This window comes from Algoriphagus sp. NF, from assembly GCF_028823735.1.
Lineage (GTDB): Bacteria > Bacteroidota > Bacteroidia > Cytophagales > Cyclobacteriaceae > Algoriphagus > Algoriphagus marincola.
The window spans coordinates 159,319-184,253 of sequence record NZ_JAPEIB010000001.1 but is presented as its reverse complement, the minus strand read 5'-3'; the positions used below and the strand labels follow the sequence as shown (position 1 = coordinate 184,253).

The following is a 24,935-nucleotide window of genomic DNA, read 5'->3' as shown; positions in this document are numbered from 1 at the left end:
TTTTATTGAGCCGGTTTTAGGTTGTCACCATCCCTTACATGTAGTCTTCCAAATACAAAGGCCGAAACCATTGTCATTCCTCCAATTACCAAAAAGGTATATCGGAATGCATTGTGGATTTCGTTCTGAATCAGGCTTGTATCTCCTTCGAAAAGCTTTAAAATCACTAAGCCAAAAGCTACTCCAAATCCAATCGCCAATTGTTGGTTGACAGAAAGGAGAGAATTACCACTACTCGTATGATACGGGCGCAAATCCGCAATGGCAATTGAATTCATTGCAGTAAATTGGATAGAATTGAAAAATCCCAATACTGCGATAATGGGTATATGCCAATACAGAGAATGCTTCACATCAGGAATAGCTAAGCTGCATATCAATGCTCCAATAATCAGCGTATTGATCATCAGGGTTTGCCGATAGCCAAGTCTATTGAGAATTCCCATCACGACAGACTTTCCCAATATGGCAGTGACAGCCATAGGAGCCACCATCCAGCCTGAGATGACTGCAGATTTCCCATATCCAATTTGGATCATCAAAGGAAGTAAAAGTGGGATTGAGCTGATTCCTAACCTAGTAATTAGATTTCCTACGATTCCAACGCGAAAAGTCCTTACCTGAAATAAGTCCAGTGGAAAAATGGGTTCTACCCGTTTCCGTGCATGTCTGTAGTAGAAATAAAGTAGTAGGAATCCCAATACTAACCCCAAAAGAAGCGGAGTGGTCAGTACTGCATTTCCCATCAATTCGAGAGACACAGATAAGGTAAAAGTGGCTCCTGCAAAAATCAAGAATCCCTTCAAGTCAAAACCTGAATTTTCTGAATGATAATCCGGTAAATAAACCAAACTGAGAAATAATCCTATAAAGGCAATGGGGAGATTGATCAGAAAAATCCATTGCCAAGAAAAATAATCAACCATATACCCACCTACCAAAGGACCTAAAATGGGACCAATTAAAGCAGGTACAATGGCAAAATTCATGGCTCTCACTACCTCATTTCGTGGGAAGGTTTTTATCAATGTCAGTCTACCCACCGGAGTCATCATGCTCCCTCCCACACCTTGGATGACTCTTGAAATGACTAATTGGTTGAGATTTTGTGAAAGGGAGCAAAAAAGTGATCCCAAAGCAAAAACAGCCAATGCGCCGATAAATACCTTTTTGGTCCCAAATCGGTCTGCCATAAAACCACTAATCGGCATCAGCAAAGCTACAGTCAGCACGTAGCTGATAATGGCACTTTGCATATTCAGTGGAGACTCATGGAGATCCTCAGCGATGGCTGGCAATGAGGTATTCAAAATGGTAGAATCCAGCATCAACATGAAGATAGCTGTAGCTAGGATAATGGGGAGGATTCTTTTTTCTTGTGAACTGGAAGAATTAGAATTCATTCGAATTTCTAGATAAAAATTTTGATATTCGTTCGAATAGAGAAGCAAATATTTCAAGATTCAGTTCATTCAAACCTAGCCTTGGATCCATTATTCCCCTGGTATTTTGCGATGGAGGATTTTGCCTAATTCTAAAGCACAACCCCAAGCCACTGTAAATCCAGCTCCTCCATGGCCATAATTGTGAAAAATCCGAGGGAATTCTTCATCAAACTCAAAACGCACTGCTTTTCTTTTCGGTCTTAGTCCGACTAGTGTTTCGATTACTTGGGGACTTGATTGGATGCCAAAACTTTTCAATCGTCCCAAAATTAATTGAGTGTCTTTAGGGTCTTGCTCTTCGTTCCAGTCGTCTTCATAATCAGTTCCTCCAATGATGGAGTCCTGACTTCTATTGATAATGTATGTTAAAGCTCCTTTTCGGATTGGGTCAGCAAAGGAAGGAATATTCATTTTTTCGGCACGTAAAATTTGTCCGCGCATGGGATGCAGATCTAGGTCTCCACAGAGTTCCCTGGCTCCAAGGCCAGTGCAATTGATTACCCATTCATCCAGCGAAGCTAAGTCGTTGAGGGTTTTGAATTTTTTCAATTCAAATTCACCTCCATTTTCTAAAAACTTTCTGAATAAATACGGAAGGTAGCGGGGAGGTTCGGCTAAAGGTACATCAGCGATCAGACCTTTTTCCATGCCAGTTGGAAGCTCCGAGAAACTGGCTTCCCGTACAGTTCCGGGCGGTAAATGCTTTACCCATTCTTCCTCGCTCAGATCTTTATAAGAGTTCAAAAATGGAATCATCGAAACCCCTTCAGCGTAGGCTGATTCTTCTTGATAGCGCGCATAGCTCACAGCTGCCCATCGATCAGTTTTCTTTTTTGGTTCGATGGTGTATGGAAACCAAACAGCCCCCACTTTATGGGAAAGTGTGTGTCCAAATTTCTCCTTGGCGTAAAGCTTTACTCGAAATCCAGTCTCCTGCAATGCAATGGCCGAAGTCAATCCGATAATTCCGGATCCTATAACCGTTGCTGATTTTATTTCGGAAGGTTTTGAGGATGTAGATGTGGGACTTTTCAACTGCTTCTTAGAATCTTTTCCATTTTTTTCCCTTTGGCTAATTCATCTACCAATTTGTCCAGATATCTGACTTTTTGGGTCAAAGGGTTTTCTATTTCTTCGACTCTGTATCCACAAATTACCCCTTTGATTTGATTGGTATTAGGATGGAGCTGCGCCTCTTCGAAAAACTCTGTAAAAGTGACCTTTTTATCAATCAGCTCCTGAATTTTTGAAGAAGAAAAGCCAGTTAACCAGGATATTACTTGATCCAATTCTTCCTGTGTACGTCCTTTTTTCTCCACCTTGGTGATATAGTGAGGATACACCGATCCAAAAGTCATTTTAGCTATTCTTTCGTCGGAATTCATTGGTTTTTAGTTTTGGTTAAACATACGGATCCAATCCTGTTCAGCTGCAATGTAGCCAAAGGAAGCGAAGGAATTCGTCTCCAAGAGACCTTCCATCATGTTTTTGGCCCGTGAAGTGTCTCCATTGTAGAGATACCAATTTGCCACTCCATACCGAACAGCATCATTGGATGGATTGCCACCAGGTCCTTGCTGTATAAGTGAATCTACCGGAACCCAACCTTTGTATAGATTGCAAAGGTCAGCATAGCTTTGATTTTCTATCACAGTAGAATCTGCGTGGATCGGTGCCAAAAGTGAATCGGCTTTAGCAGGATTTTCCAATCGCTGCTGAATCATGTATAGCCAATGGGTACTGGAAACAATATTGTCATAATGGGAACCACTTTCCCTGCATTTCACATAAGCATCATAGGCCTTTTCATAATCTCCAACCAGGTAATAAGCCAATCCCAAATGATAATAAATATTTCCGTGAAGTGAACTCACGGGAATGTTCAAAGCATTGGGCATTCCATCGGGTTCGATTTCGTTTGGAGTTCCCTGGATCAACTCGGCAGCCTTTTCAAGATCGGAAATTGCCTGATCAAACTCTCGAATGGAAATGTAGCGATGCCCTCGATGTCTGTAAAGTCTGGGTTCTGGGGGGAATTTTTCTATTCCTTCGGAATAAATATCGATAGCCTTCCCATATTGACCTAAATAGGCGGTGCGTCTTCCATACCAGATAAGAGCCTCTACATCGTCTGGATTAGCCTCCAATTTGGCCTTTGCTTCTTCATATTGGCTTAGTAGCTTTTCGGAGGGCTCGGATAGCTGATAAGTTTTTCCCAGTTGGGTGGTGAATGATGATTCAAATGAATCCTCTGATTTCTTAATCGACTCGTTTTGTTTTTGACTGCAGGAGACTAGGAAGTTGAGAAGAAAAATTAAATAGAAGGCGTTTCGCATCGGGTTAGAATGTTTTTGCAAGATTTAATCTACAATAAAAAATCAAAAATTGGTTTTTTCTAAAGGGGGGGGGGTCTTCTACTGAATCCAAGGATAAAAAAACACCCAAAACTTGATGGGTATCAAGTTTTGGGTGTTTGAACAAAATCGCTTTTTCTAATCAAAAGCTACATTCTCAAATTCTCCATTTCCAACTGTGGTGCAAATGGCTGCTCATAGTAGCGTTTACCTGTTGCTTTGTATAAGGAATTGGCCAAGGCCGCAAATACCGGTGGGAAAAGTGGTTCGCCCAATCCGGTTGGATCTTCGTTATTTTCCACAAAGTGAACTTCGATTTTCTTCGGCGCTTCTTTATGCCGTATCATGCGGTACTTGTCAAAATTTCGTTTGGTGGGAGCTCCATTTTCGAAAGTCAGTTCTCCGAAAAAGGCATTTCCGATACCATCGACAATCGCACCTTCTCCCATGTTTCTAGCGGCATCCGGATTTACCACTATGCCACAATCTACCGCTGCGTAGACTGACTCCACTACGGGCTGATTGTCTTTGATGACTGTATCCACCACCTCGGCCACATAGGAATTATGACAGAAATAAGCAGATACACCACGGCTGACATTGGATTGCGGGCTATTCCAATTGGATTTGTCTCTTACCAGTTCCAAGACACCAGCATAGCGTTTGGGTTCGTAATCATTTCTTTCGCCTACAGGATTGGTCTCGGCTCTTTTTAGCAATTCCAATCGGAACTCAATGGGGTCCTTACCCATTTCTTCTGCTAATTCATCCAAGAAGCTTTGTTCGGCACCTGCGATAAAGTTTGACCGGGGAGCACGGAAAGCTCCAATTGTGATATTGGAAGGGATATCCCAAGCTTCCGCCAGATAGTGATCGATTGCTCCAGCCGGAAATCGATTGGCATGTAGAGGAGTTTCTGGGATTCCTCCGGCTTTTACATGAAATGCCAACAAATTATTGTTTTCATCCAAAGCTGCTCGGTAAGTTGCCGAGTAAGTAGGTCGATAGACTCCTGCAGACATGTCATCCTCGCGGGTGTAAAACATCTTCACTGGAGCTTGGATTTTTTGAGAAATCAAAGCCGCTTCGGTCATATGGTGACTATAAGCTCTTCGTCCAAATCCACCACCCATTCGAGCGAGGTTGATTTGGATATTTTCTTTTGGAATACCAAGTGCCTGGGCAATGGTTCCTGATATGAACTCCGGTGCCTGAGTTGGACCATAGATAATCGCTTTGTCCCCCTTCACATCCGCGAAGCAGTTCATCGGTTCCATGGTATTATGAGCGAGGAAAGGCGCAGTATAGGTTCGTTCCAAAACCTTGGCTGCTTTTTTAAACATTCCCTCAGGATCTCCATCTCTTCGAACTACATTGCCTGGCTTTTGGATATATTCCGCCATTCGCGCTTTGTGGCGATTTGTATTTTCCAGTCCAGCCGGTACAACGGCCGTGCTGGTTCCGCCTCCTCGTCCTGCCATTGGGAAGGTTGTTTCCGGCGCTTTTTCCCATTCGGCTGTTAGGTTCTTCTTGGCTTGCATGACTTCCCAAGTCGAATTGCCTACTATCGCTACTACCTCAGGAAAAGTAGTGGTATCAAAGAAATTTCTGGCGTAGTCTTCTTTGAATAGGGAGATCGGGAAAGCGTCTACAATTCCGGACATGCCCATTACGGAGCTTTTGTCAAATGACTTAAGTCGCATCCCAAAAGAAGGAGGCATCACCAACGCGGCGTACTTCATTCCTTCGACCTTATGGTCAATAGCGAAGAGGGGCTTTCCGGTGATGATTTTTTGACCATCCACATTCTTCTTGGATGTTCCAATGATATTGAAATTCTTGATTTCCTTTAAGGTCACTTCCTCAGGCACTTCTAGCGTGGCCGCCAAAGAAGCCATTTCTCCATAATGCGCTTTTTTGCCGGAGGCTTTGTGTTCAATTTGCCCTGCATTTGTGGTGATTTCTGAAGCGGGGACATTCCATGATTGTGCGGCAGCACTGACGAGCATGGCTCTCGCTGTGGCACCGGCCGTTCTCAAAGGAGTCCAACCTTGACGGATTCCTTGGCTTCCACCGGTAAATTGGCGATCAAAACGCTCCGGATAAAAATCTGCTTGCTCCACAAATACATGCTTCCAATCTGTGTCCAACTCCTCCGCCAAAATCATAGGCATGGAAGTCTTGACATTGGAGCCGAATTCTGGATTGGGAGAGTAAAGGGTCACGGCCCCATTTTCTCCTATTTTGATGTAGCTATTTAATTCAAACCATTCCTTGGGAAGGCCCATCATTTCCTCTTCGGTGGGCTTACAACCAGCGAGCCAGGCAAAGCTGAGCATCATTCCACCTCCTGCCAAAGCCGAGGCTTTCAGGAAGGATCTTCTGTTCATTTTGGTATTTACAGTTGTCATGGTTTTCAGAGCTTAGAGGTTTTGTGAAGCGGTTTTAATGGCTGCCTTTATTCTGAGATAAGTTCCACAGCGACAGATGTTTCCATTCATTGCATTGTCGATGTCGGTATCGGATGGGCTAGGATTTTGTGCCAAAAGGGCTGCCGCACTCATAATTTGACCGGCTTGACAGTACCCGCATTGAGGAACATCATGCTCCAGCCAGGCTTTTTGAACCGGATGATCTCCATTTTCGGAGAGCCCTTCAATGGTGGTGACTTGTGCACCTTCTGCTGCCGAAACCGGTAACTGACAGGAACGCACTGCATTTCCGTCCAAGTGAATGGTACAAGCACCGCATTGAGCGATGCCACAGCCAAACTTGGTGCCAACTAAGTCCAAGTGATCTCTCAAAACCCAAAGTAGTGGGGTATTGGGATCGACATCGACCTGTTGGGATTTGCCGTTGATATTGAGGTTGAATTGAGCCATAATTCTAAAATTTGATATCTAAGTTAATGATTTATAGTAGGCTAGCCCTTACTGAATTCAAATAAGCTATTCACCTACTTCTCAATCTCGTGTGTATCTCGTACACTACTGAAGGTCAAGGCAAGCATTTTCCATTCGGAACCTTCTTTTTGGTAGACTTCAGTCACTGTAAATTCATTCTCCACATCATTTCCTCTGACATGGGCTGTCAAGGTGATTCGGTTCCAAACAACTGCCGTATTCCCAAACAATTCGATAGCAGTATCATGAACAGCCGCATTTTTGTACCAAATGCTACCTGTTTCGATGATTTCCAGTTCTCGTTCAGTCGTCCAGGTTCCGCTCATATGGACAAACTTGGCTTCAGGATGGAATATGGGAGTGAGTTTGGTAATATCTTTATCAGCCATCCATTTCCATTTATTCATGGAAAGTTCATAAACCTCTTTTTCGGTGGCGGATTGTGAAAATACTGTACTCGCGCTAAATAGCAACAGGGCAATTAGAAATAAGTGTCTTTTCATTTTATGAGATTTTAAACAACAATATTCCTGATTTTTATACTGTTTCAATTATTCCTATCAAACCAATACTTACAAAATTCAAACAGCAACAAAAAAAAGCCGACTAGGTAAAGTCGGCTTTTATGTCATTTTGGATTCTTATACCTTATTCTGGTAGAAGTACCGTGTCAATCACGTGAACTACTCCATTGGAACCTGCCAAATCAGCAGCTACAACGGTGGCGCCTCCGATCATTACTTTTCCTTCAGAAATGGAAACAGTCAAAGTCTGTCCGTTTAATGTAGTTACTTCTTGACCGTCGCTAAGGTCTCCCGACATTACATTTCCAGAAACTACATGGAAAGTTAGGATACCGGTAAGTGTCTCTTTATTTTCTGGCTTCAGCAAATCCTCTACAGTGCCTGCTGGAAGTGCTTCAAAAGCTGCATTGGTAGGTGCAAAAACGGTGAATGGTCCATCTCCACTCAAAGTTTCTACTAAACCAGCAGCCTGTACTGCGGCAACTAATGTGGTATGGTCAGGAGAACCTACTGCGATATCGACTACAGTATTCGACTCAACTGGGGTTTCTTCTACAACCTCTTCTACCATTGTTTCTTCTTCAGAGGATTCTTGTTTGGGAGCACTGCAGGCTGTCCAAAAGCCAAGTGCTAGGAAGGTGGCGGCGAATGCCGTGATTTTGTTGATTTTCATTTTTCTTAAAGGGGTTTGATTTCTGTTTATTAACCACCCTAGTCGATTAAAGTTTAAGAAGGCCTTTCATTAATGAATATTGAGGCTAAAAAACTCAATCAAATCGAGGGTTTTTAGAGTTTATCAATCTAGACCTTCAGCGGTCGAAAGTTTCGGGGCTGGTTATTTGATTTTTGTAAGTTTTGGTTTGAAAAGTATCGCTAGAGATACAAAATCATTACGAATTTTGTAAGATATTTCAATTACCCTTATGAAATTTAGTAATCAATCTTATCGTCAGTTCTCCAGAACCGGTTTCTTTCTAAGAGTATCCTTTCTTTTGATAGTCCTTGCTTGCTTATGCTTAAGCAAGGAGAAAGCTTTTGCTCAGGAGGCCGGTCAAAAGCACATTGGGGGAACCATCACTACTACCAATAATGGGATATCCATTATCCCTTCCTTTTCGCTTGGTCGCCCAGCAGTCTTTTTTGACTTGACTATGGGAGGAGAACACTTTTCCTTTGATCCCATGCTTCGTTTTGGAATGGATGGAAAGCCTTGGTCATTCGTATTTTGGGGAAGATATAAATTGATCAAAGACCGACGCTTTTCTTTGTCTGTAGGTGGTCATCCTGCTTTTTTGTTTCAAGAGGCACAGGTAATGGTGGAGGGACAACCTGAAATGAGAATGGTAGCCAATCGCTATGTGGCAGGTGAAATCAATTCCAGCTATCGATTGACGGATAGGTTTACCCTGAGATTGTACTACCTCAAAGGCATGGGTATTCAGGTGCTTGGGCCCAAAAATTCTGATTTTCTAGCTTTAAGTCCTGAATTTTCGGATATTCAATTAGCTGGTGAATACCGTATGGCGATCAATCCCCAGCTCTTTTTCCTAAAGGTTGATGAAAATTCCGGGTTTTATACCAATTCGGGAATTACCTTGAAAAATGGAGAGTTTCCAGTACAATTTCAGGCTTTTGCCAATAAAAAGCTCGATTCCACTATCCCGGGAGATGATTTGGTTTGGAACTTGAGTCTGCTGTATAAGTTTAATTCCTCATTTGAAAAAAAATAAATCATGGATAATGCCGAAAGCCTACGAGAGTTTTATGAGAGAAAATTCAACTGGATTCCAGAAAACTTAGCCGCGGAAATCGGTCATTTCAATATTTTCCGACTGGAGCCATACCTGGAGGGCAAAATGAAGACCGTGCCCTACCGAAGGAGAGATTTTTATAAAATCATGCTGGTCAAAGGCCCGGGTACGGTTCACTATGCTGACCGAATCAATGAAGTTAAGAAACAGGCGCTTTCCTTTTCCAATCCGCTTGTACCTTACAAATGGGATAATTTGGCGCCCGATACGCAAGGGATTTACTGTATTTTCAACCCACATTTCTTTATGAATTTCGGGCAGATCCAGCAATATGAGGTATTTCAGCCCAGTGGAAATCACATTTTTGAGCTGATGGACAAAGAGGTGGAGGCGGTTGAGTTGATTTTTGAAAAAATGGAGGCGGAGTTCAGTTCCGAATACAAATACAAATATGATGCGATCCGGGCTTTGATTTTGGAGCTGATTCATTTTGGGATGAAGCTGCAGCCTGCTGAGATTCAACAAACCCAACACGGAAACGCCTCCCTGAGAATTGCCTCAATTTTTTTGGAATTGCTGGAAAGGCAATTTCCCATCGATGAAACCCATCAGACCATTGGAATCAGAAGCCCCTCAGACTTTGCAGATCAGCTTAATGTCCATGTCAATCACCTCAACCGAGCAGTAAAAGAAATGACCGGAAAGACGACCTCTCAGTTGATCGCCGATCGAGTATTGCAGGAATCCAAAATCCTACTGAAACAAAGCAACTGGAATGTATCCGAAATCGCTTATGGCTTGGGATTCAATGAAGTGACTCACTTCAATAATTTCTTCAAAAAGCACGTAAATTTATCTCCAACTCAGTTTAGAAAAGTCTAAATAGACAAATGAAACCATTCAGCCAATTTTGGCTTTATTACAAAAAGAAAAACTCTTAATCTAGCTTAATGCTTGTCGATAGTTTCGGACGTATTCACGATTACCTCAGGATCTCACTTACAGATCACTGCAACTTCCGCTGCACTTATTGTATGCCGCAGGAAGAGATGGAGTGGATGCCTAAGTCCAAGCTGATGAGTAAGGATGAAGTGATCAATCTGGCAAAAACCTTCATTAATCTTGGGGTCAAAAAGATTAGATTGACCGGAGGAGAACCTTTGGTAAGGAAAGAGTTTCCTGAGATTTTGGAGTATCTTTCTACCTATCCTGTTGAATTGACCCTGACCACAAATGGTGTTTTGATTCACAAGCATATCGGCGTATTGAAGAAAGCCGGTGTTCGCTCGGTCAATGTCAGTTTGGATACACTCAACCGTGAAAAATTCCTCAAACTAACCCGCAGAGATCAATTTGATTTGGTTTGGGAAAACATTCTCTTGCTCTTGCGAGAAGGCTTTCGTGTCAAAGTTAATGCGGTGGCGCTTCATGGCTTGATTGAGGGCGAAATCTGCGATTTTGTGGCGATGACAGAGGAGCTTCCCATCCACATGCGGTTCATCGAGTTTATGCCCTTCGCAGGGAATCATTGGCAAAGCAAGAAAGTGGTCACAGCGGCTCAAATGCTGGATTTGGTGAAGGAAAAGTATGAAATCGTCAAGCTGGAAGACAAAAAGCACGATACAGCCAAGAAATACAAAGTACCCGGTTTTGCCGGTACTTTTGCCTTTATCACTACCATGAGTGAGAACTTCTGTGCGGGCTGCAACCGAATCCGTCTGACAGCAGATGGAAAAATCAAAAACTGTCTTTTTGGAAAGGAAGAATTGGATTTGTTGGGAGCCTTTCGAAAGGGAGAAAATGTGGAAGAAATCATCCGGCTTTCCATTTCCAGAAAGCATAAAGCCTTGGGGGGACAATTTGACCCAGACTACCTAAAGGCTAATCCCGATGCCATCGAAAACAGAAGTATGATCAAAATCGGAGGCTAAATGATATCCGTTTCAGAAGCAAAATCCATCCTTCAAAAGCTTGATCTTCCGAATCGAACTATCAGCTTACCCATTTCTTCGGCCATAGGCCATTTTTTAGCCCAATCTGTCCAATCTAAAATCGATGTGCCTTCCTTTGACAACTCTGCCATGGATGGCTATGCCTTTGCTTGGGAGGAAGGAATTGATCGCTTGGAAGTAATGGGAGAGGCTGCTGCGGGCTCTTCTGACTTACCCAAAATCGAAAAAGGACAAGCAGTCCGAATCTTTACCGGAGCACCACTGCCTGCAGGGGCAGATTCGGTGATCATGCAGGAAAAAGTGGCGCGGGCGGGTGATTTCATCCAATTTAAACCTGAGGATGTCACTCAGGGAAATCATGTTCGCTATCGGGGAACGCAATGTAGAAAGGGTGAGGTTGTGGCCGAAGTCGGTGCAAAGATTACTCCGGGCTTGGTCAGTCTCTTAGCCTCGGTGGGTGTAAATGAGGTGCAGGTATCCCTAGCTCCAAAAGTCGCCATCATCATTACTGGCAATGAAATACAGGACTTGGGAAAGCCTCTCGAGCCCGGACAAATCTACAATGCCAATGGCCCTGCCTTGGAGTCTTGGTTGAGAAACTTGGGAATCTCAGAAATACAGCAAATCAAGGTTCCGGATCAAAAAGAAGTGGTGGTGGAGGCCCTTGCCAAAGCGCTAGATGAAAATGATTTGGTGATTTTTACCGGAGGGATCTCTGTGGGAGAATATGATTTTGTCAAAAATGCCGTGGGGGAAAATCAGGTCAAGCAGCTTTTCTACAAACTCAAGCAGAGACCCGGCAAACCCCTCTATGCTGGGGAAAAAGAGGGTAAGATCGTTTTTGCCCTTCCTGGAAACCCGGGTTCGGTACTTTCCTGCTTTATGCAGTACGTAAAGCCTGTCATTCAATCCTGGAAAAGAGATCCGGAAGCATGGAATCATTTTCAAAATCTTCCATTGGCTCAGGATTTTGATAAGAAAATTCCGCTCACCCAATTTCTGAAAGCAAGAATCCAAAATGGAAAAGTAGAGGTGCTTCAGGGTCAGGAATCCTTCAACTTGATTGCTTTTGGTTTGGCGGATGGATTTGTGGAGATACCGGAGGAGTCATCCCTTGTCGAATCGGGTACTTTGGTTAAATTTTATCCTTGGTGATGGAAGACCTGATTTATTACGGCCTGTTTTTTTTGATGCCTTTTGCTGCGTTTTTGTATGCTTCGGTCGGGCATGGAGGAGCGAGTTCTTACCTGATGATTTTGGCTTTGTTGGGATTTGCTCCTGAGGAGATAAGGCCCACAGCCCTGATTCTGAATATGATGGTGTCCATGGCTTCTTTCTTGAATTACCGTAAGGCGGGAGAGTTTCCGACCAGTCTGTTTTGGTCACTTATTCTGTTTTCAATACCTGCGGCTTACCTGGGAGGGACCATCCTACTCGATGCCTCGATTTATAAAAAGGTCTTGGGAGCGCTGTTGATTTTCCCTGCACTGAAGTTTGCTGGAGTTTTCCCGATTGCCGATAAGACCAAGATTGAGCGGGCGTGGTGGATGGGACCGCTGTTGGGGATCTTGATCGGCTTTCTTTCCGGGATGATTGGGATCGGTGGAGGGATTGTCCTTACCCCGATCGTGCTGATGCTGGGTTGGGCAGGAGTGAAGGAAACCGCAGCTTTGAGTGCGCTATTTATCTTTTTGAATTCAGTAGCGGGCTTTTTAGGAGCCAGTATTTACGAGCTGCCCCTTAAAGAGGAATTGTGGGTTTTGGTTCCTTTGACCGTGGCCGGTGGTATTTTAGGAGCCTATTTGGGGGCTAAACGCTTTTCAGTAAAATCTCTCAAATACCTTTTGGCTTTCGTGCTGCTTTTTGCTTCGATTAAGCTGATTTTGAGTTAAAAAAACCTAACTCCCGGGACTTTAAAAGACATTTATTCAAACAATTGGCTAACAGTTTTCATCGGCAAAAACATTTTTCCGCTATCAGGTAACTTGATGAACCCGAATTTTTTATAAAATCGTTCGGCCTCCAGGTCAAGGGGATCTACGATCACGGCAAATGAGCCGATGGTCTTTGAAATCAGATGACACCTTTTTAAGGCATCAACAAGAAGTAGTTTTCCTATTCCTTGCCCTTGGAACCGTTGATCAATTGCAAGTCTTCCCAATAGGATGGTAGGAATGGAAGTGTATGAGTTTGGTAACTTTTTTTGAATTTCAAGAGGAATATTTGATTGATCAATACTTCCATTGGATAAGGTGTAGTATCCTTTAATCAAGTTGGTATCGGATTCCTTGATCACAAAACAAACTGCGAGTTTTCGCTTAATATCCTGATTGGCTTGCCTATGGAGGTAATGATCCAGCATTTCTTTTCCACAGAAAAAATCGGATTTCTTGTGGGTGGAGTTTAAGGGCTCTGAAAGTTGACTCATTTATTTATCAGGGATTCGAATTCAGCAGCAGCCTTAGCAAGTTCCTCGTTTGGAGACTTGGGATTCATGATAGCGTCGAAGAAAATTTCAGCATCTTTTTGAGATGCAATTACGCGTTCTTTTTCTGCTATAATCTCCTTTGCTTTTTCTTGGACAGTAGCTACCACAAAATCCGTCAGATTTCTATATCCTCCTATTTGGGCAGCTTTTTCAAAAAACTCCTTTTGCTCTTTGTTAAGTCTTGTGTCAAAGCGAGCACTTTTTGAAGTTAAGTTTTTTGTGTTCATTTTAGTTTTTTTTCAAATGTACGTATTTTAAACGTACAAATATATTTTGTACGGAAATTTAACGGGTAAAATTTAAAAAATAAATTTCAATCTATTCTACTGGAACCTTATTGAACTTGGCTTTGCTGTTTGCTTTGATCAAACTCATATTTTCTTAATTGGGGATTTCGTAGGAAAAGCCAAGTTTTTCCAAACCCTGCTGTATTTCAGGAGCATTCATCACCAGTTTCCAACCCAAGCCTGACCGGTAATTTTCTATCATCGTGACGATCGGTCCCTGATCGATGGCCAAGTAGCGCTGAGGGAAAAAGTCATGATGTGGACTAATCGCGTCGTAGAATCCATAAGGTCCAAACACCTTTTCTCCATAGTTTTCATACAGATTCCTTATCACTTTCATGGATTCCTCCGGAGTGTAGACAATGGAGGAAAGAGCTGCAGTCGGGGAAATCACCCCTATATCATCTCCGGGTCGGTGGGCATGGTAGAAATTGACCGAGTAGGAGGCGGTGAGTCCCCATAAGTCTTCCCCATAGCCTCTAAATTTTCCCGGATTGGCAATGCACCAGGCCCGATTGATCAGGGTTTGATTTCTGTTTTCTTCCCAATAGTCTGCATACTGATCTTTGAGTCCTTTGGGATTGATGCTGAGGTAGGAATAGTGGGCCCAAAAAAGCGGGCCTCCCAGTTCCTCAGCGCCATTGTGCCTGAGTTGCAAGGAGTAACCATAGGGTGTTTCTCTAGGTGAGCGAATCGCTTCGGACCTAGCCCAGCCTTGATGGTAAGCCTCAGGATTGATGGGATGGGTAGGGGAAGCAGCTGCCAAAATGTAGGTTACCAAAGTTTCATTGTAGCCTTCCAATGCGAAATTCATGTCCCAGCCAAAATTGGGTGACCAGTGCCAATAGAGTACATTTTGCCCGTTTTGGGTATGCCAACTCCAGTCCATCTCCTCCCAAAGCGTCTGAATACGCTGACTGATTTTTTGCTCTGCTTCATTTCCATTTTTGAAGTATTCCCGGACAGCAAGGAGTCCCTGCATCAGGAAGGCAGATTCGACCAAATCTGCTCCGTCATCCTTCGGGCTAAAAGGCTTGGTTTTACCCGTTTTTCCATCCAGCCAATGCGGCCAAATCCCATGAAATCGGTCCGCTTTCTCTAAAAAAGTAAGCATTTTGTCAAACCTCTTCACAGCGGCTTCTCGGGTAATCCATCCCCGCTCGATGGCTCCCAGAATCCCAATCAAACCCATTCCCGTACCTCCCGTGGTGATGATATACTGATCCTGATCAGGATATAGCCCATCCATATGAATTCGCTCCGGAGCCATACCTGAGTTAGGTTCGGCCCCCTCCCAGAAATACTGAAAAGTGTAGTATTGAACGGTGTCGAGGAGCTGCTCATCGCTGAGATTTGATAAGGTAGAATCTGCTGATTTATCATTTACCGAATCGTCTGATGGGCTGCTGCATGCCCATAAGGCAAAAAGCAAGAAGTATAATACAGCCATTTGATTAAGGTTTTGGGTCATTTAGAGAGATTTTGTGATTGAAGGGTGAATTGGAGTTTATTAATTATTGCAAAATGAACTCAAGGAAATGAGATCATTTATCCTGTTGATTAGTTAAATAAATTGATGAAGTGTAATTTAGGAATCTCAATTCAAATGACATGGAAAACCAGATAAAGATCAAAGCATTTGGGATGGTGGCAGAAAAACTGGGAAGTCAGGAATTGACCCTTTCCAATCCAGGGAATTCTGAAAGTTTGACAAAGCAGATTTTGGAAGAGTTTCCTGGTTTGAGGTCTGTCAAATTTAGTCTCGCTGTGAACAAGAAATTGTGTTCGGAGCGGGCAGAAATCCCAGTTGGAGCAGAAGTAGCCATTTTACCGCCTTTTTCAGGAGGATGAATTTATGAATCGATTCGAAAGACAAGTTATTTTACCCGGACTTGGGATTGAAGGTCAGAGAAAATTACAACAAGCCTCAGTGATAGTCATTGGTGCAGGAGGTCTCGGTTCACCGATTTTGCTGTATTTGGCTGCCGCTGGAGTCGGAAATATTACCGTGGTAGATGGAGATGAGGTGAGTATTTCCAATCTCAATCGGCAGGTGATTTTTGGAGAAAATGATTTGGGAAAAAACAAAGCAGAGACTGCTATAAGCTATTTCTCCGATAAATATTCTGATATCAACTGGAAGGTAGTTACTGCTTTCATTTCGGTTGAAAATGCAAAGGAACTTTTGGCTCCGCATGATTTGGTGATCGATGGCTCTGATAATTTTCCCACTCGCTATCTAGTCAATGATGCCTGCGTTTTGCTCAAAAAGCCTTTGGTCTTTGGAGCGATTTATCAGCATGAAGGGCAGGTTTCTGTTTTCAACCTCAACCGTCAGTCTTGCCAATATCGGGACCTGTTTCCAGATATGCCTTCCGCTGCAGAGGTTCCCAATTGTTCAGAAACAGGCGTTTTGGGTGTTTTGCCGGGAATCATCGGAAATTTGATGGCCTTGGAAGCGATCAAGGTTCTAACAGGCCTAGGAGAAGTTTTGGATAATCGGGTTTTGTATTTCAATAGCTTAAATTCCGAGACTTACGATTTGCAGATCAGTCCTAGCTTCAAGGCTAGAGCTTCTGCACCCTCAGACTGGGAAGCCTTTTCTGATACAAATTATGAATTGGCCTGTGAAGGGATTGAGACCCTCAATTGGGATGATGCTTTTCGCAGGGCAGGGCATGGAACCATACTGGTGGATGTGAGAGAACCCGAGGAGGAACCACCCTTGGTTTGTTCTGCTTTGACCAAGATTCCCATGTCTGTTTTGCCGCAACAATTGGAAAAGTTTGAAGATGCAGAGTCGATTTTCTTCTTCTGTCAAACAGGAATTCGAAGTCAAAAAGCAGCTTTGCTCATCAAATCTCATTTTCCGGATAAAGCCACCTATTCCATCAAAGGGGGAATCGCAGCTTTGAAAACAAACTCGAGAAGTAATGGATAAAGTCAGAAAACCGAAGAATATTTTTGTGCAGGGAGCGATTGCTCCTGAGAAGATAGCCAAGTCAATTGCCAATCATGCAAGCAAAACGGATATCGGAGGACATTCGATTTTCCTTGGCCAAGTGAGAGCAGACAAGAAAGAAAATGGTCAGGTGATAGGAATCGACTATACAGCTTATGAAGAGATGGCCTTGGAGAAGGCCTTTGAAATAAGAGAGGATATTTTTGCCAAGTATCCGTTGACCTGCATGCATATTTATCACAGCTTAGGCGAGGTCAAAGTTGGTGAGATTTGTTTGTTTGTGTTTACCTCCTCCAAACACCGAAAAGCAGCGATGGATGCCTGCGATGAATTGGTGGAGCGTATCAAGGCCGAGCTACCCGTCTGGGGAAAAGAACTTTTAGATAGCGAAGAGCATGTGTGGAAGGTGAATAGGTAGTTTGTTTTGGAGGATTAGAATCTTTTGGATAGTTCTAAATAGCTAAACCCTAACATAATCTAGTTGGCCAAGTATATTTTTTATCACCAAGATTCCTGATTCCCTATCTTTAATCTTAATTTTCAGCTATGAAATTCAAAGACAAAGTCGTCCTAATTACCGGTGCCACTTCAGGGATTGGTGAGGCTTGTGCTGAGGTATTTGGTCGAGAAGGAGCCAAACTCGCCATCACAGGCCGTAATCCTGAAAAGCTGGAAAATACTGTATCGAAACTCCGTTCACAAGGTTTTGAGGTTCTGCCCATTCTCGCTGATGCCGGTTCAGAAGCTGATAATCAACGGATGGCGGAGGAGACGCTTTCACATTTTGGACAGATAGATATCCTGATCAATAATGCCGGAATTTCGATGCGGGCGCTTTTTCAGGACTTGGATTTGGATGTTTTTCGCAAAGTGATGGATACGAATTTCTGGGGAACAGTCTATGCAACCAAGTTTTGTCTCCCGGCTATTTTGAAGTCCAAAGGCTCGATCATCGGTATATCATCTATCAATGGCTATCGGGGTACTCCGGCGCGAACAGCTTACACTGCGAGTAAGTATGCGATGAATGGCTTTTTTGAATCGCTTCGCACAGAGGTGATGAAAAAGGGCGTCCATGTCTTGGTCGTGGCTCCCGGATTTACAGCTTCCAATATTCGAAACACGGCACTCACAGCTGATGGTTCTTCTCAGGGCGAATCCCCTCGAGATGAGGCTAAAATGATGACTTCCGAGGAGGTGGCAGAACATATTTTGAAGGCGACGATCAAGCGAAAGCGGGATATCGTTTTGACTCCTCAGGGTAAATTGGCGGTGTTTCTGAATAAGTGGATGCCGGGAATTCTTGATGGAATTGTCTATAATCAGATGGCTAAAGAAAAAGACTCGCCTTTTAAATAGGGCTCACTGAAAAAGTCTCAGGTATGCCAGCTTCAAGGCGGACGAGTGTAGATGTATTCCTATACATCAACCGAATGCCAACTTTGAAGATGGTATGCCTTAGGCTAGCTTAATACTTTCAAAATTGCCTACTTTACTCATATAAACTTGCGCAGGCTAAAAAGACTCAATAAAAAATGAGATCATTTGGTAGCTTTTCAGCTATTATAGCGTTTTTCAGTAAGCCCTAAGTAAATGCCCGAATCTATCTTCCAAACCTACCTAAATCGGCTCACAGACCTGTCCGCCAAAAATAGGTCCTTGTATTTACCGAAATTGGAAGGGTACGGGATGTTGGACCTTCGGGAGTTTGATTTTTTGAACGGCGATCCTGCCTTTGAGATTCTCAGAAAGTCTATCGAAGGCAAAAAGAAGATTATCCTCTCACCAGATCTGGATCCTCGATCTGCGGATGCCAATCAAGTTTCAAAGGGGCTTTCCCGAATGGCTTTTCGAGACCAGTTAACTCAAGAGGAAACCGGGGAGCAGAGTCTCTATTTGGCATGGCTTTTTGTGGAAGGAAAACTCATTAACGGGCAGCTCGTCCGAAGTCCCCTGCTGTTAAAACCGGTTCATCTCAGAAAGGAAAATGGGGTTTGGTCCTTGATTTCAGAGGAAAATTGGCAGTGGAATCCAGCCTTCTTGCTCGCTTGGAGGCATGCTACCCATCAGCCATTGCCTGTCACCTTTTCCGATGAATTGCTGGAAAATCTACCAAAGGATGCGCTGGAGTTTAGGACAGCCTTGGCCAAAATGATTCCAGAGTACTTTGCCATTCAGGTACAATCCAACCTGTTGGAAGACCAGATTATTCCTTTCCCAATTTCCCAGATTTCGCTCGATCAGAAGCGTTTTTCCGAAGGAAAAGTGATCCTGAAACCTTATGCGGTTTTAGGTCAATTTGCTCAAAAGGGAAGTTTTCTTTTTTCTGATTATGAAATCTTGAAGGAGCATTATTCCGAAAGTTCACTGGAGGATTTGTTTCAGCATCTTTTCCTTTCGAAGGAAAAGGAAACTCAAATCAGGGAGGAAAACCTATTTCCGGTTTTTCCGCTTGATGCTTCTCAAGAAAGTGCCTTGATCAAAGTTCGGCAAGGAAAAAGCCTAGTGATCCAAGGTCCTCCGGGTACAGGCAAGTCTCAATTGATTGCTAATCTGGTGTCGGATTACATCGCAAGAGGGAAAAAAGTACTGGTTGTTTCCCAAAAGCGAGCGGCTTTAGACGTGGTTTTTGAACGATTAGAAAAGGCCGGTTTTGGTTCGTTTTTGGCTTTGGTTCATGATTTTCGTGGTGATCAGAAAGCCCTTTTTGAAAAGATTAAAAACCAAATTGAGTCTATTGAAGATTACCAAAGCCAAAACAGGGGGATTGATGCGATTCAACTGGAGCGGGAACTCAGCATGCTTTCCAAGACCATTTCCAGACTTTCTGAGAAGTTTGAGGAGTTGCGAACAGCTTTATTTGATGATATGCCAGCCGGGATTCCTATCAAAGCCCTTTACCTTCAGGCTGATTTGGACGAAGCCTCTTTTTCCCATCCTCATTTGCTTCAACTAGATCTGGAAAAAGCCAAAAGTTTTGAGCAGGATTTAAGCATATTTTCGCGATATCAGAAGCGATTTTATGGAGGTTTTTGGGATGATCGAATCTCTTTTTCGGCGGTTCAGCCAGCAGATTTCGCTCAGATTTCTCTTGTACTTGATGGAATTGAAAATCATCGAAAACAGCTTCCTGAAGTTCTGAAGGAAGAAAAAGGCAAGAGTATCCTTCAAGCTATCTGGTCTGAGCCTAAGTTTTTGGAGAAGATTCAAAAGACCCAAAATTCTCTCACAGGCTTGGCAGATCCTGAGACGAACTTTATCCTTATTTTCAATCCTAAGGAACAAAAAATCCTAGCTGAAATCCGTCAATTTCTGATTGATGCCCTCGCAACTTTACAAAACTGGAAATTTGAGTTGGGTGCTGATTTGACTGGATTGAGAATGGAATTGGAAACTTTGATTCCGCTTTCTCAAAGCTTTTTCGGAAAGCTTGAGGTCAAATTTTCTAAGTCTAAATTTCCTCTTGTTTTTCAGCTATTAAAGCAAAATCAGATAATCTTTAATACCGAAAACCTCCTCACCATCAAGCAAGAGTGTGAGTCGAAAATACAAGTTCAAGAAGCGTTTAAGGATTTGCCCAAAACATCATTTTTTGAGTCTAGGGGCGATTTTTCCACTGATTTGATTGAAGTTGATAAGCTCCTTGCTTGGAAGAACAGTTGGGAAGCAGTTCCTGAGATTCATGTCTTGCTGGATTGGGAAGAGCTGTCCTTTACAGAATTTAGAGCAGCATTAGACCAGATCCAAAATTGGTCTGAAAGCGTGATTTCAGATTTGGCTTCGTATCGACTTTGGATAAGTGATACGCAGTTTTTGGAGTTAATGGAGAAGGGTTTGGGACAGGTGTTTCCAGAGAATCCACTGAATTGGCCTTCCGTTTTTGCTGAATTGAAGGGATTTGATCAGTTTTTGGAGGATTGGCAATTCAGAGAATTAGGGATGGATTTGCTTGAGGAATTTCCAGATTTCGGCTTAAATGAACTCATCGCTACTTTTTGGAATTCTTGGCGATTGGCATGGATCGGGGAGATCGAGCGACGATATCCGGGTTTGAGTGAAATAGGCTCCTTGCGTCTCAGCCATGAGATGGATGAACTTAAAACTGCCATTCTCGAAAAGCGGAAAAATGCCCGGTATTTGGCCTTACTTAGGCTTCGAGAACAGCTGGCTGAAAATCTGGAATACAATCGCTTGGGTAATCGCCTGACTTATCGGGAATTGCTTCATCAAGTGAGTAAAAAGCGCCAAAAATGGCCCATTCGCAAGTTGATGGAGGAACTGGGAGATGAAGTGTTTCGGGTACTTCCTTGCTGGTTGGGTAGTCCGGAGACGGTTTCAGCTGTTTTTCCAACAAGTCAGGTCTTTGATTTGGTGATATTTGACGAGGCTTCGCAGTGTCCAGTTGAGCGAGGTTTGCCTGCTATGCTAAGAGGAAAACAGGTAGTCGTGGCCGGGGACTCCAAGCAATTGAGACCTTCGGATTTTTACCAGGTGAAGTGGGATACTGAGGAGGACGGGATGGAGTACGAGGCCGAGTCTTTACTGGAACTGGCAGGTCATTTCTTTGAGAATTTGCAGTTGAGAGGGCATTATCGCTCCGCTGATCCGGCTTTGATTCACTTTTCCAATCGACAATTCTATGGAAATCGATTGGAGACTTTGCCGAATTACACTACTGTCAAGGCTGGAAAGGCTCCTTTTTCATGGGAAAAAGTAGAAGGGATCTGGGAAAATCAGATCAATCGAATGGAGGCAGAGGCTGTCGTGAAACGTGCTCAGTTGATTTTAAGAGATGAACCTCAGGACTCAATTGGAGTTGTGACTGGCAATTATTTTCAGATGGAGTTGATTCGTGAACTATTATGGAAAGAAGGTTTACAGGATGCATCCATTAAAGTTCGGAATATCGAAAATGTCCAAGGGGATGAGTTTGATCAGGTGGTTATGTCTTTGGGCTATGCTCCTAATCGGGAGGGGAAATTGGTGACCAATTTTGGACTTTTGGGCAAGTCTGGAGCGGAAAACCGGCTGAATGTCGCCATCACTCGGGCTAGAAAAATGCTGCATGTGATTTCTTCCATCGAGCCGGAGGATTTCCGTCCCGGTCAACTCAATAACCCAGGTTTGGCCTTGCTCCGTGAGTTTTTAGCTTGGGTAAAGATACAAAGCAAGGAGCGAAGTATTCCTGCCCCTGAGGTGAAAGTGCCCGGTTTTGAAATGGACTGGAGTTTAAAAAATCAGCTTTTGAGGCAAGATAATTCCTATGCCAAAGAAATTCCTTCTTCGGTGATGGATCTGATTCGGACTGATCAGTCTGGGGAACAAACGGCGATTTTGACTGATGATCAGCGGTTTTTTGATGCGTCGACCGCCAAAGCTGCGATGGCCTATCATCCGATTTTACTGGAGGAAAAAGGCTGGAAGTGGCAGTGGGAGTGGAGCAGGAATTTTTGAAGTATCGAGTAGCTAGTATCAAGAAGCTGGAGCCAAGACAGAAGAATCAAGACATAAGACTTTTTTGGATTCATGTGTAATAAAACTCTAATTTAATCAATATCTGCTTATTATGAGTGATAATTCATTCATAAAAATTTTAATTTAGATATAATGAATGATTAATCATTTATTTATGGAGATTCAAAATAGGAAATCCTTGATTTTTGTATCTAGCATCATAATTTATATTTTGATTGATATTTCATTCATTAACTTGTAAAATTTGATTTAATGTATGATATTTAATGCATGGATATTGCACAGCTTTCAGATATGGCCATACTCCGGATGATTGGAGACTTCATCAAAAAGAAGCGGATGGCCCTCAATAAGACTCAGGACGAGATGGCTACAGAGGCGGGGATGAGTCGTTCCACTCTTAGTCTACTTGAGCGAGGGGAGAAGGTTCATTTGCTGACTTTGATTCAGGCGCTTCGTGTTTTGGATGAGTTGCAGTTGCTGGAGGCTTTCGAGGTGCGTCAGCAGATTAGTCCGCTCGAATATATCAAGCTCCAAAAGAAAAATCAGCGGCAGCGAGTGAGGCATTCGGATATCGCTGCAGAGGATGATCGTCCATCAGAATGGTAGTTGCAGCTGAGGTTTGGCTTTGGGATCGACTGGCAGGAGCGATCCTTTGGGATGAATCCCAGCAGCTGGCAAGCTTTGAGTTTGATCAGAGCTTTCTTCGCTCGGGCTGGGATATAGCACCTATAACCATGCCGCTTAGACAGGGGAAGCGTTTGTATTCTTTCCCGGAGACTCGTAGAGGAAGAAATGATGCTTTTGATACCTTCAAGGGACTGCCTGGGCTTTTGGCGGATATGCTTCCCGACAAATACGGCAATCAACTCATCAATGCCTGGCTGGTCCAAAATGGTCGTCCAACAGACAGTCTCAACCCGGTGGAATTGCTTTGTTTTATCGGAAAACGAGGAGTGGGTGCCTTGGAGATTAAGCCTTCACTTCGTACAGAGGTAAGCAAGTCAACTAGCCTTGAGCTGGATAGTCTGGTATCCATTGCCAATAAAATCCTAAATACTCGGGAGAGCTTCCAAACCGATCTTTCCCAAGAAGAGGAAGAAGCCATGGCGGACATTCTTAAAATTGGGACTTCGGCCGGCGGGGCAAGGGCCAAGGCCGTCATTGCTTTCAATCCCAAAACTGGAGAAGTGAAGAGCGGTCAGGTGAAGGCGCCAAAAGGCTTTTCTTACTGGCTGATCAAGTTTGATGGAGTGCATGACTCTCAGTTTGGCGTTTCGGTGGGTTATGGAAGGGTCGAAATGGCTTATTACCTGATGGCAAAGGAAGCAGGGATTGAAATGAATGAATCTCGGCTTTTGGAGGAAAATGGACGTGCTCACTTTATGACCAAGCGCTTTGATCGAACGGATAGTGGGGAGAAAATCCATATGCAAAGTCTCTGCGGTATGCGTCATTTTGATTTCAACCAAGTGGGAGTCAACAGTTACGAGCAGGTATTTGAGACCATGCGAATGCTGAGACTAAGCTACCCCGAAGCGGAACAGCTATTTATCCGAATGGTCTTCAATGTACTTGCGCGCAACTGCGACGATCATACCAAAAACTTCGCATTTCTGATGGATCAAAGCGGAAAGTGGAAGCTTTCTCCAGCTTATGATATTTGCCATGCCTATCGTCCAGGAAGTCTTTGGGTAAGTAGTCAGTCCCTCCAGGTGAATGGAAAAAGGGAGGGGATCACTGATTCAGACTTTCTGGAAATTGCACGAAAAATGAATATCAAAAAACCGGATGAAAAGATCGATCATGTTAGAATGGTTGTGAAGCGATGGAATGAATTTGCAGAAGAGGTAAAGGTAGAACCCAAACTCCGTGATTCTATTCAAGCAACACTTTTAGCATAATTCAAATATATCCTACCAGTTTGTAAACGATGATTCCAATCCACTCTTTGAAAAGCTTGGTCCAATATTCCAAAGAATAAGGGTCTGGGAATAACAAGGACGGTATGTCATACTTGATATCATGCGAATAGTAATCTGTTGGAAAAGACACCGTATTCAAACCTACTTTATCAAAGCAACCTTTAGCTCGATACATGTGAAAGGCCGAAGTAATCAATATAAATTCCTGATCGGTTGAGATGTTGTTTTGCTCTAAGAAGGCTTTGGTAAACTGGGCGTTTTGGGCGGTGTTTTTACTTTGATCTTCGATTAAAATATCGGATTCGGGCATGCCAGTCATCAGCAAAAAGCGTTTTAGCAATTCAGCTTCAGATTGGGGATTGACTGGATTGAGACCCTGTCCACCGGTGATCAGGATCTTTTTGATTTTGCCCATGCGGTAGAGTTGGAGGGCATGCGTGATTCGGTCAGCTCCTTTGTTGAAAAAGGTACGATCGTAGACTGTTTTACTTAGATTGGTGACGCCGGTTAGGACGATGCCGATTTCACGATTTTCAATTTCCTCAAACGACTTGAAATCAGGTTCCCAAGCCAATAAAGCCATATTAGAAAGAAAGGGATTGGTGAAAAAGAGCAAAAGCCCGATTCCCGCCCAAAGCAACTTTTTACCCCATTTTCTTTTGATAAATAGTATTCCTCCAACGATCAGAATTATCACAATTGTCAGCGGCATGGCTAGAAAACTGAGAAACTGGGAGAGGTAGAAGAACATGGGCTCTATGGTTTGCAACAAAGAAAAGCTAAAAAATACTGAATTTGAAAAACCCGAAAGCTTTTAATGTGAATGGACTTGCTCCCCTATTAGCATTCAATTTTTTCTATCCTGATTT

24 protein-coding genes are annotated in these 24,935 nt (G+C 43.3%); 12 read left to right on the top strand and 12 right to left on the bottom strand.

Going from position 1 to position 24,935, the window contains the following annotated elements; translation table 11 throughout:
* Positions 1–2: 2 nt before the first annotated feature.
* From OU792_RS00760 to OU792_RS00725, 8 genes are all read right to left on the bottom strand, one after another.
* A complete protein-coding gene (locus tag OU792_RS00760; protein ID WP_274669210.1) occupies positions 3–1,403 on the bottom strand; it encodes an MFS transporter in 1,401 nt (466 codons plus the stop codon).
* Positions 1,404–1,493: 90 nt separating this feature from the next.
* Positions 1,494–2,480: an FAD-dependent oxidoreductase gene (locus tag OU792_RS00755; protein ID WP_274669209.1), complete on the bottom strand. Its 987-nt coding sequence runs from the start codon at positions 2,478–2,480 to the stop codon at positions 1,494–1,496.
* Complete coding sequence (locus tag OU792_RS00750) at positions 2,477–2,830, bottom strand: DUF2200 domain-containing protein (RefSeq protein WP_134200802.1); 354 nt, start codon at positions 2,828–2,830, stop codon at positions 2,477–2,479. Before OU792_RS00750 ends, OU792_RS00755 begins: the two co-directional genes overlap by 4 nt.
* Positions 2,831–2,836: 6 nt before the next feature.
* A complete protein-coding gene (locus OU792_RS00745; RefSeq protein WP_274669208.1) occupies positions 2,837–3,802 on the bottom strand; it encodes a tetratricopeptide repeat protein in 966 nt (321 codons plus the stop codon).
* 146 nt (positions 3,803–3,948) lie between these two features.
* Positions 3,949–6,210 (bottom strand): molybdopterin cofactor-binding domain-containing protein, encoded by a 2,262-nt coding sequence (locus tag OU792_RS00740; protein WP_134200806.1) that lies wholly within the window; start codon positions 6,208–6,210, stop codon positions 3,949–3,951.
* A gap of 12 nt (positions 6,211–6,222) precedes the next feature.
* A complete protein-coding gene (locus OU792_RS00735; RefSeq protein WP_134200808.1) occupies positions 6,223–6,681 on the bottom strand; it encodes a (2Fe-2S)-binding protein in 459 nt (152 codons plus the stop codon).
* Positions 6,682–6,755: 74 nt separating this feature from the next.
* The gene (locus OU792_RS00730) at positions 6,756–7,205 is read right to left on the bottom strand and encodes a nuclear transport factor 2 family protein (protein WP_134200810.1); all 450 of its coding nucleotides are present in this window, start codon (positions 7,203–7,205) and stop codon (positions 6,756–6,758) included.
* 145 nt (positions 7,206–7,350) lie between these two features.
* Positions 7,351–7,899 (bottom strand): fasciclin domain-containing protein, encoded by a 549-nt coding sequence (locus tag OU792_RS00725; RefSeq protein ID WP_134200812.1) that lies wholly within the window; start codon positions 7,897–7,899, stop codon positions 7,351–7,353.
* Positions 7,900–8,149: 250 nt separating this feature from the next.
* Here OU792_RS00725 and OU792_RS00720 point away from each other — a divergent pair, with 250 nt between their 5' ends.
* From OU792_RS00720 to OU792_RS00700, 5 genes are all read left to right on the top strand, one after another.
* Positions 8,150–8,956, top strand: coding sequence for a hypothetical protein (locus tag OU792_RS00720; RefSeq protein WP_274669207.1), 807 nt, complete (start codon positions 8,150–8,152; stop codon positions 8,954–8,956).
* A gap of 3 nt (positions 8,957–8,959) precedes the next feature.
* Complete coding sequence (locus tag OU792_RS00715; RefSeq protein ID WP_134200816.1) at positions 8,960–9,859, top strand: helix-turn-helix domain-containing protein; 900 nt, start codon at positions 8,960–8,962, stop codon at positions 9,857–9,859.
* A gap of 68 nt (positions 9,860–9,927) precedes the next feature.
* Positions 9,928–10,908: a GTP 3',8-cyclase MoaA gene (moaA, locus tag OU792_RS00710; protein WP_134200818.1), complete on the top strand. Its 981-nt coding sequence runs from the start codon at positions 9,928–9,930 to the stop codon at positions 10,906–10,908.
* Complete coding sequence (locus OU792_RS00705; protein ID WP_134200820.1) at positions 10,909–12,084, top strand: molybdopterin molybdotransferase MoeA; 1,176 nt, start codon at positions 10,909–10,911, stop codon at positions 12,082–12,084.
* On the top strand, positions 12,084–12,821 hold the full coding sequence (locus tag OU792_RS00700; protein ID WP_134200822.1) for a sulfite exporter TauE/SafE family protein: 738 nt from the start codon (positions 12,084–12,086) through the stop codon (positions 12,819–12,821). Before OU792_RS00705 ends, OU792_RS00700 begins: the two co-directional genes overlap by 1 nt.
* Positions 12,822–12,853: 32 nt before the next feature.
* Here OU792_RS00700 and OU792_RS00695 read toward each other — a convergent pair whose 3' ends face one another.
* The 3 genes from OU792_RS00695 to OU792_RS00685 all read right to left on the bottom strand — a co-directional run bounded on the left by OU792_RS00695 (position 12,854) and on the right by OU792_RS00685 (position 15,154).
* Positions 12,854–13,357, bottom strand: coding sequence for a GNAT family N-acetyltransferase (locus OU792_RS00695; protein ID WP_134200824.1), 504 nt, complete (start codon positions 13,355–13,357; stop codon positions 12,854–12,856).
* Positions 13,354–13,644, bottom strand: coding sequence for a type II toxin-antitoxin system TacA family antitoxin (locus tag OU792_RS00690; protein WP_134200826.1), 291 nt, complete (start codon positions 13,642–13,644; stop codon positions 13,354–13,356). The genes OU792_RS00695 and OU792_RS00690 overlap by 4 nt, the downstream gene beginning before the upstream one ends.
* A gap of 154 nt (positions 13,645–13,798) precedes the next feature.
* Complete coding sequence (locus OU792_RS00685) at positions 13,799–15,154, bottom strand: glucoamylase family protein (protein ID WP_274669206.1); 1,356 nt, start codon at positions 15,152–15,154, stop codon at positions 13,799–13,801.
* Between the two features lie 161 nt (positions 15,155–15,315).
* On the opposite strand from OU792_RS00685, the gene OU792_RS00680 reads away from it, so the two are divergent.
* The 7 genes from OU792_RS00680 (at position 15,316) to OU792_RS00650 (ending at position 24,045) form a co-directional block, all read left to right on the top strand.
* Entirely contained in the window at positions 15,316–15,555 is a 240-nt protein-coding gene (locus tag OU792_RS00680; RefSeq protein ID WP_134200830.1) for a MoaD/ThiS family protein, read from the top strand.
* 4 nt (positions 15,556–15,559) lie between these two features.
* Positions 15,560–16,645, top strand: a complete 1,086-nt coding sequence (locus OU792_RS00675) for a HesA/MoeB/ThiF family protein (RefSeq protein ID WP_222582771.1) — start codon at positions 15,560–15,562, stop codon at positions 16,643–16,645.
* Positions 16,638–17,084 carry a molybdenum cofactor biosynthesis protein MoaE gene (locus tag OU792_RS00670; RefSeq protein WP_134200834.1) on the top strand — a complete coding sequence of 149 codons (447 nt, stop codon included), beginning with the start codon at positions 16,638–16,640 and terminating at the stop codon, positions 17,082–17,084. The genes OU792_RS00675 and OU792_RS00670 overlap by 8 nt, the downstream gene beginning before the upstream one ends.
* 128 nt (positions 17,085–17,212) lie before the next feature.
* Entirely contained in the window at positions 17,213–18,025 is an 813-nt protein-coding gene (locus tag OU792_RS00665) for an SDR family oxidoreductase (protein ID WP_274669205.1), read from the top strand.
* Positions 18,026–18,259: 234 nt separating this feature from the next.
* On the top strand, positions 18,260–22,120 hold the full coding sequence (locus OU792_RS00660) for an AAA domain-containing protein (RefSeq protein WP_274669204.1): 3,861 nt from the start codon (positions 18,260–18,262) through the stop codon (positions 22,118–22,120).
* 291 nt (positions 22,121–22,411) lie between these two features.
* Positions 22,412–22,750: a helix-turn-helix domain-containing protein gene (locus OU792_RS00655; protein ID WP_026944989.1), complete on the top strand. Its 339-nt coding sequence runs from the start codon at positions 22,412–22,414 to the stop codon at positions 22,748–22,750.
* Positions 22,744–24,045, top strand: coding sequence for a type II toxin-antitoxin system HipA family toxin (locus OU792_RS00650; RefSeq protein WP_134200840.1), 1,302 nt, complete (start codon positions 22,744–22,746; stop codon positions 24,043–24,045). Before OU792_RS00655 ends, OU792_RS00650 begins: the two co-directional genes overlap by 7 nt.
* 1 nt (position 24,046) lies before the next feature.
* Here the strand turns inward: OU792_RS00650 and OU792_RS00645 are convergent, their stop codons facing one another.
* Positions 24,047–24,817, bottom strand: a complete 771-nt coding sequence (locus OU792_RS00645; RefSeq protein ID WP_134200842.1) for a YdcF family protein — start codon at positions 24,815–24,817, stop codon at positions 24,047–24,049.
* Positions 24,818–24,935: the final 118 nt, after the last annotated feature.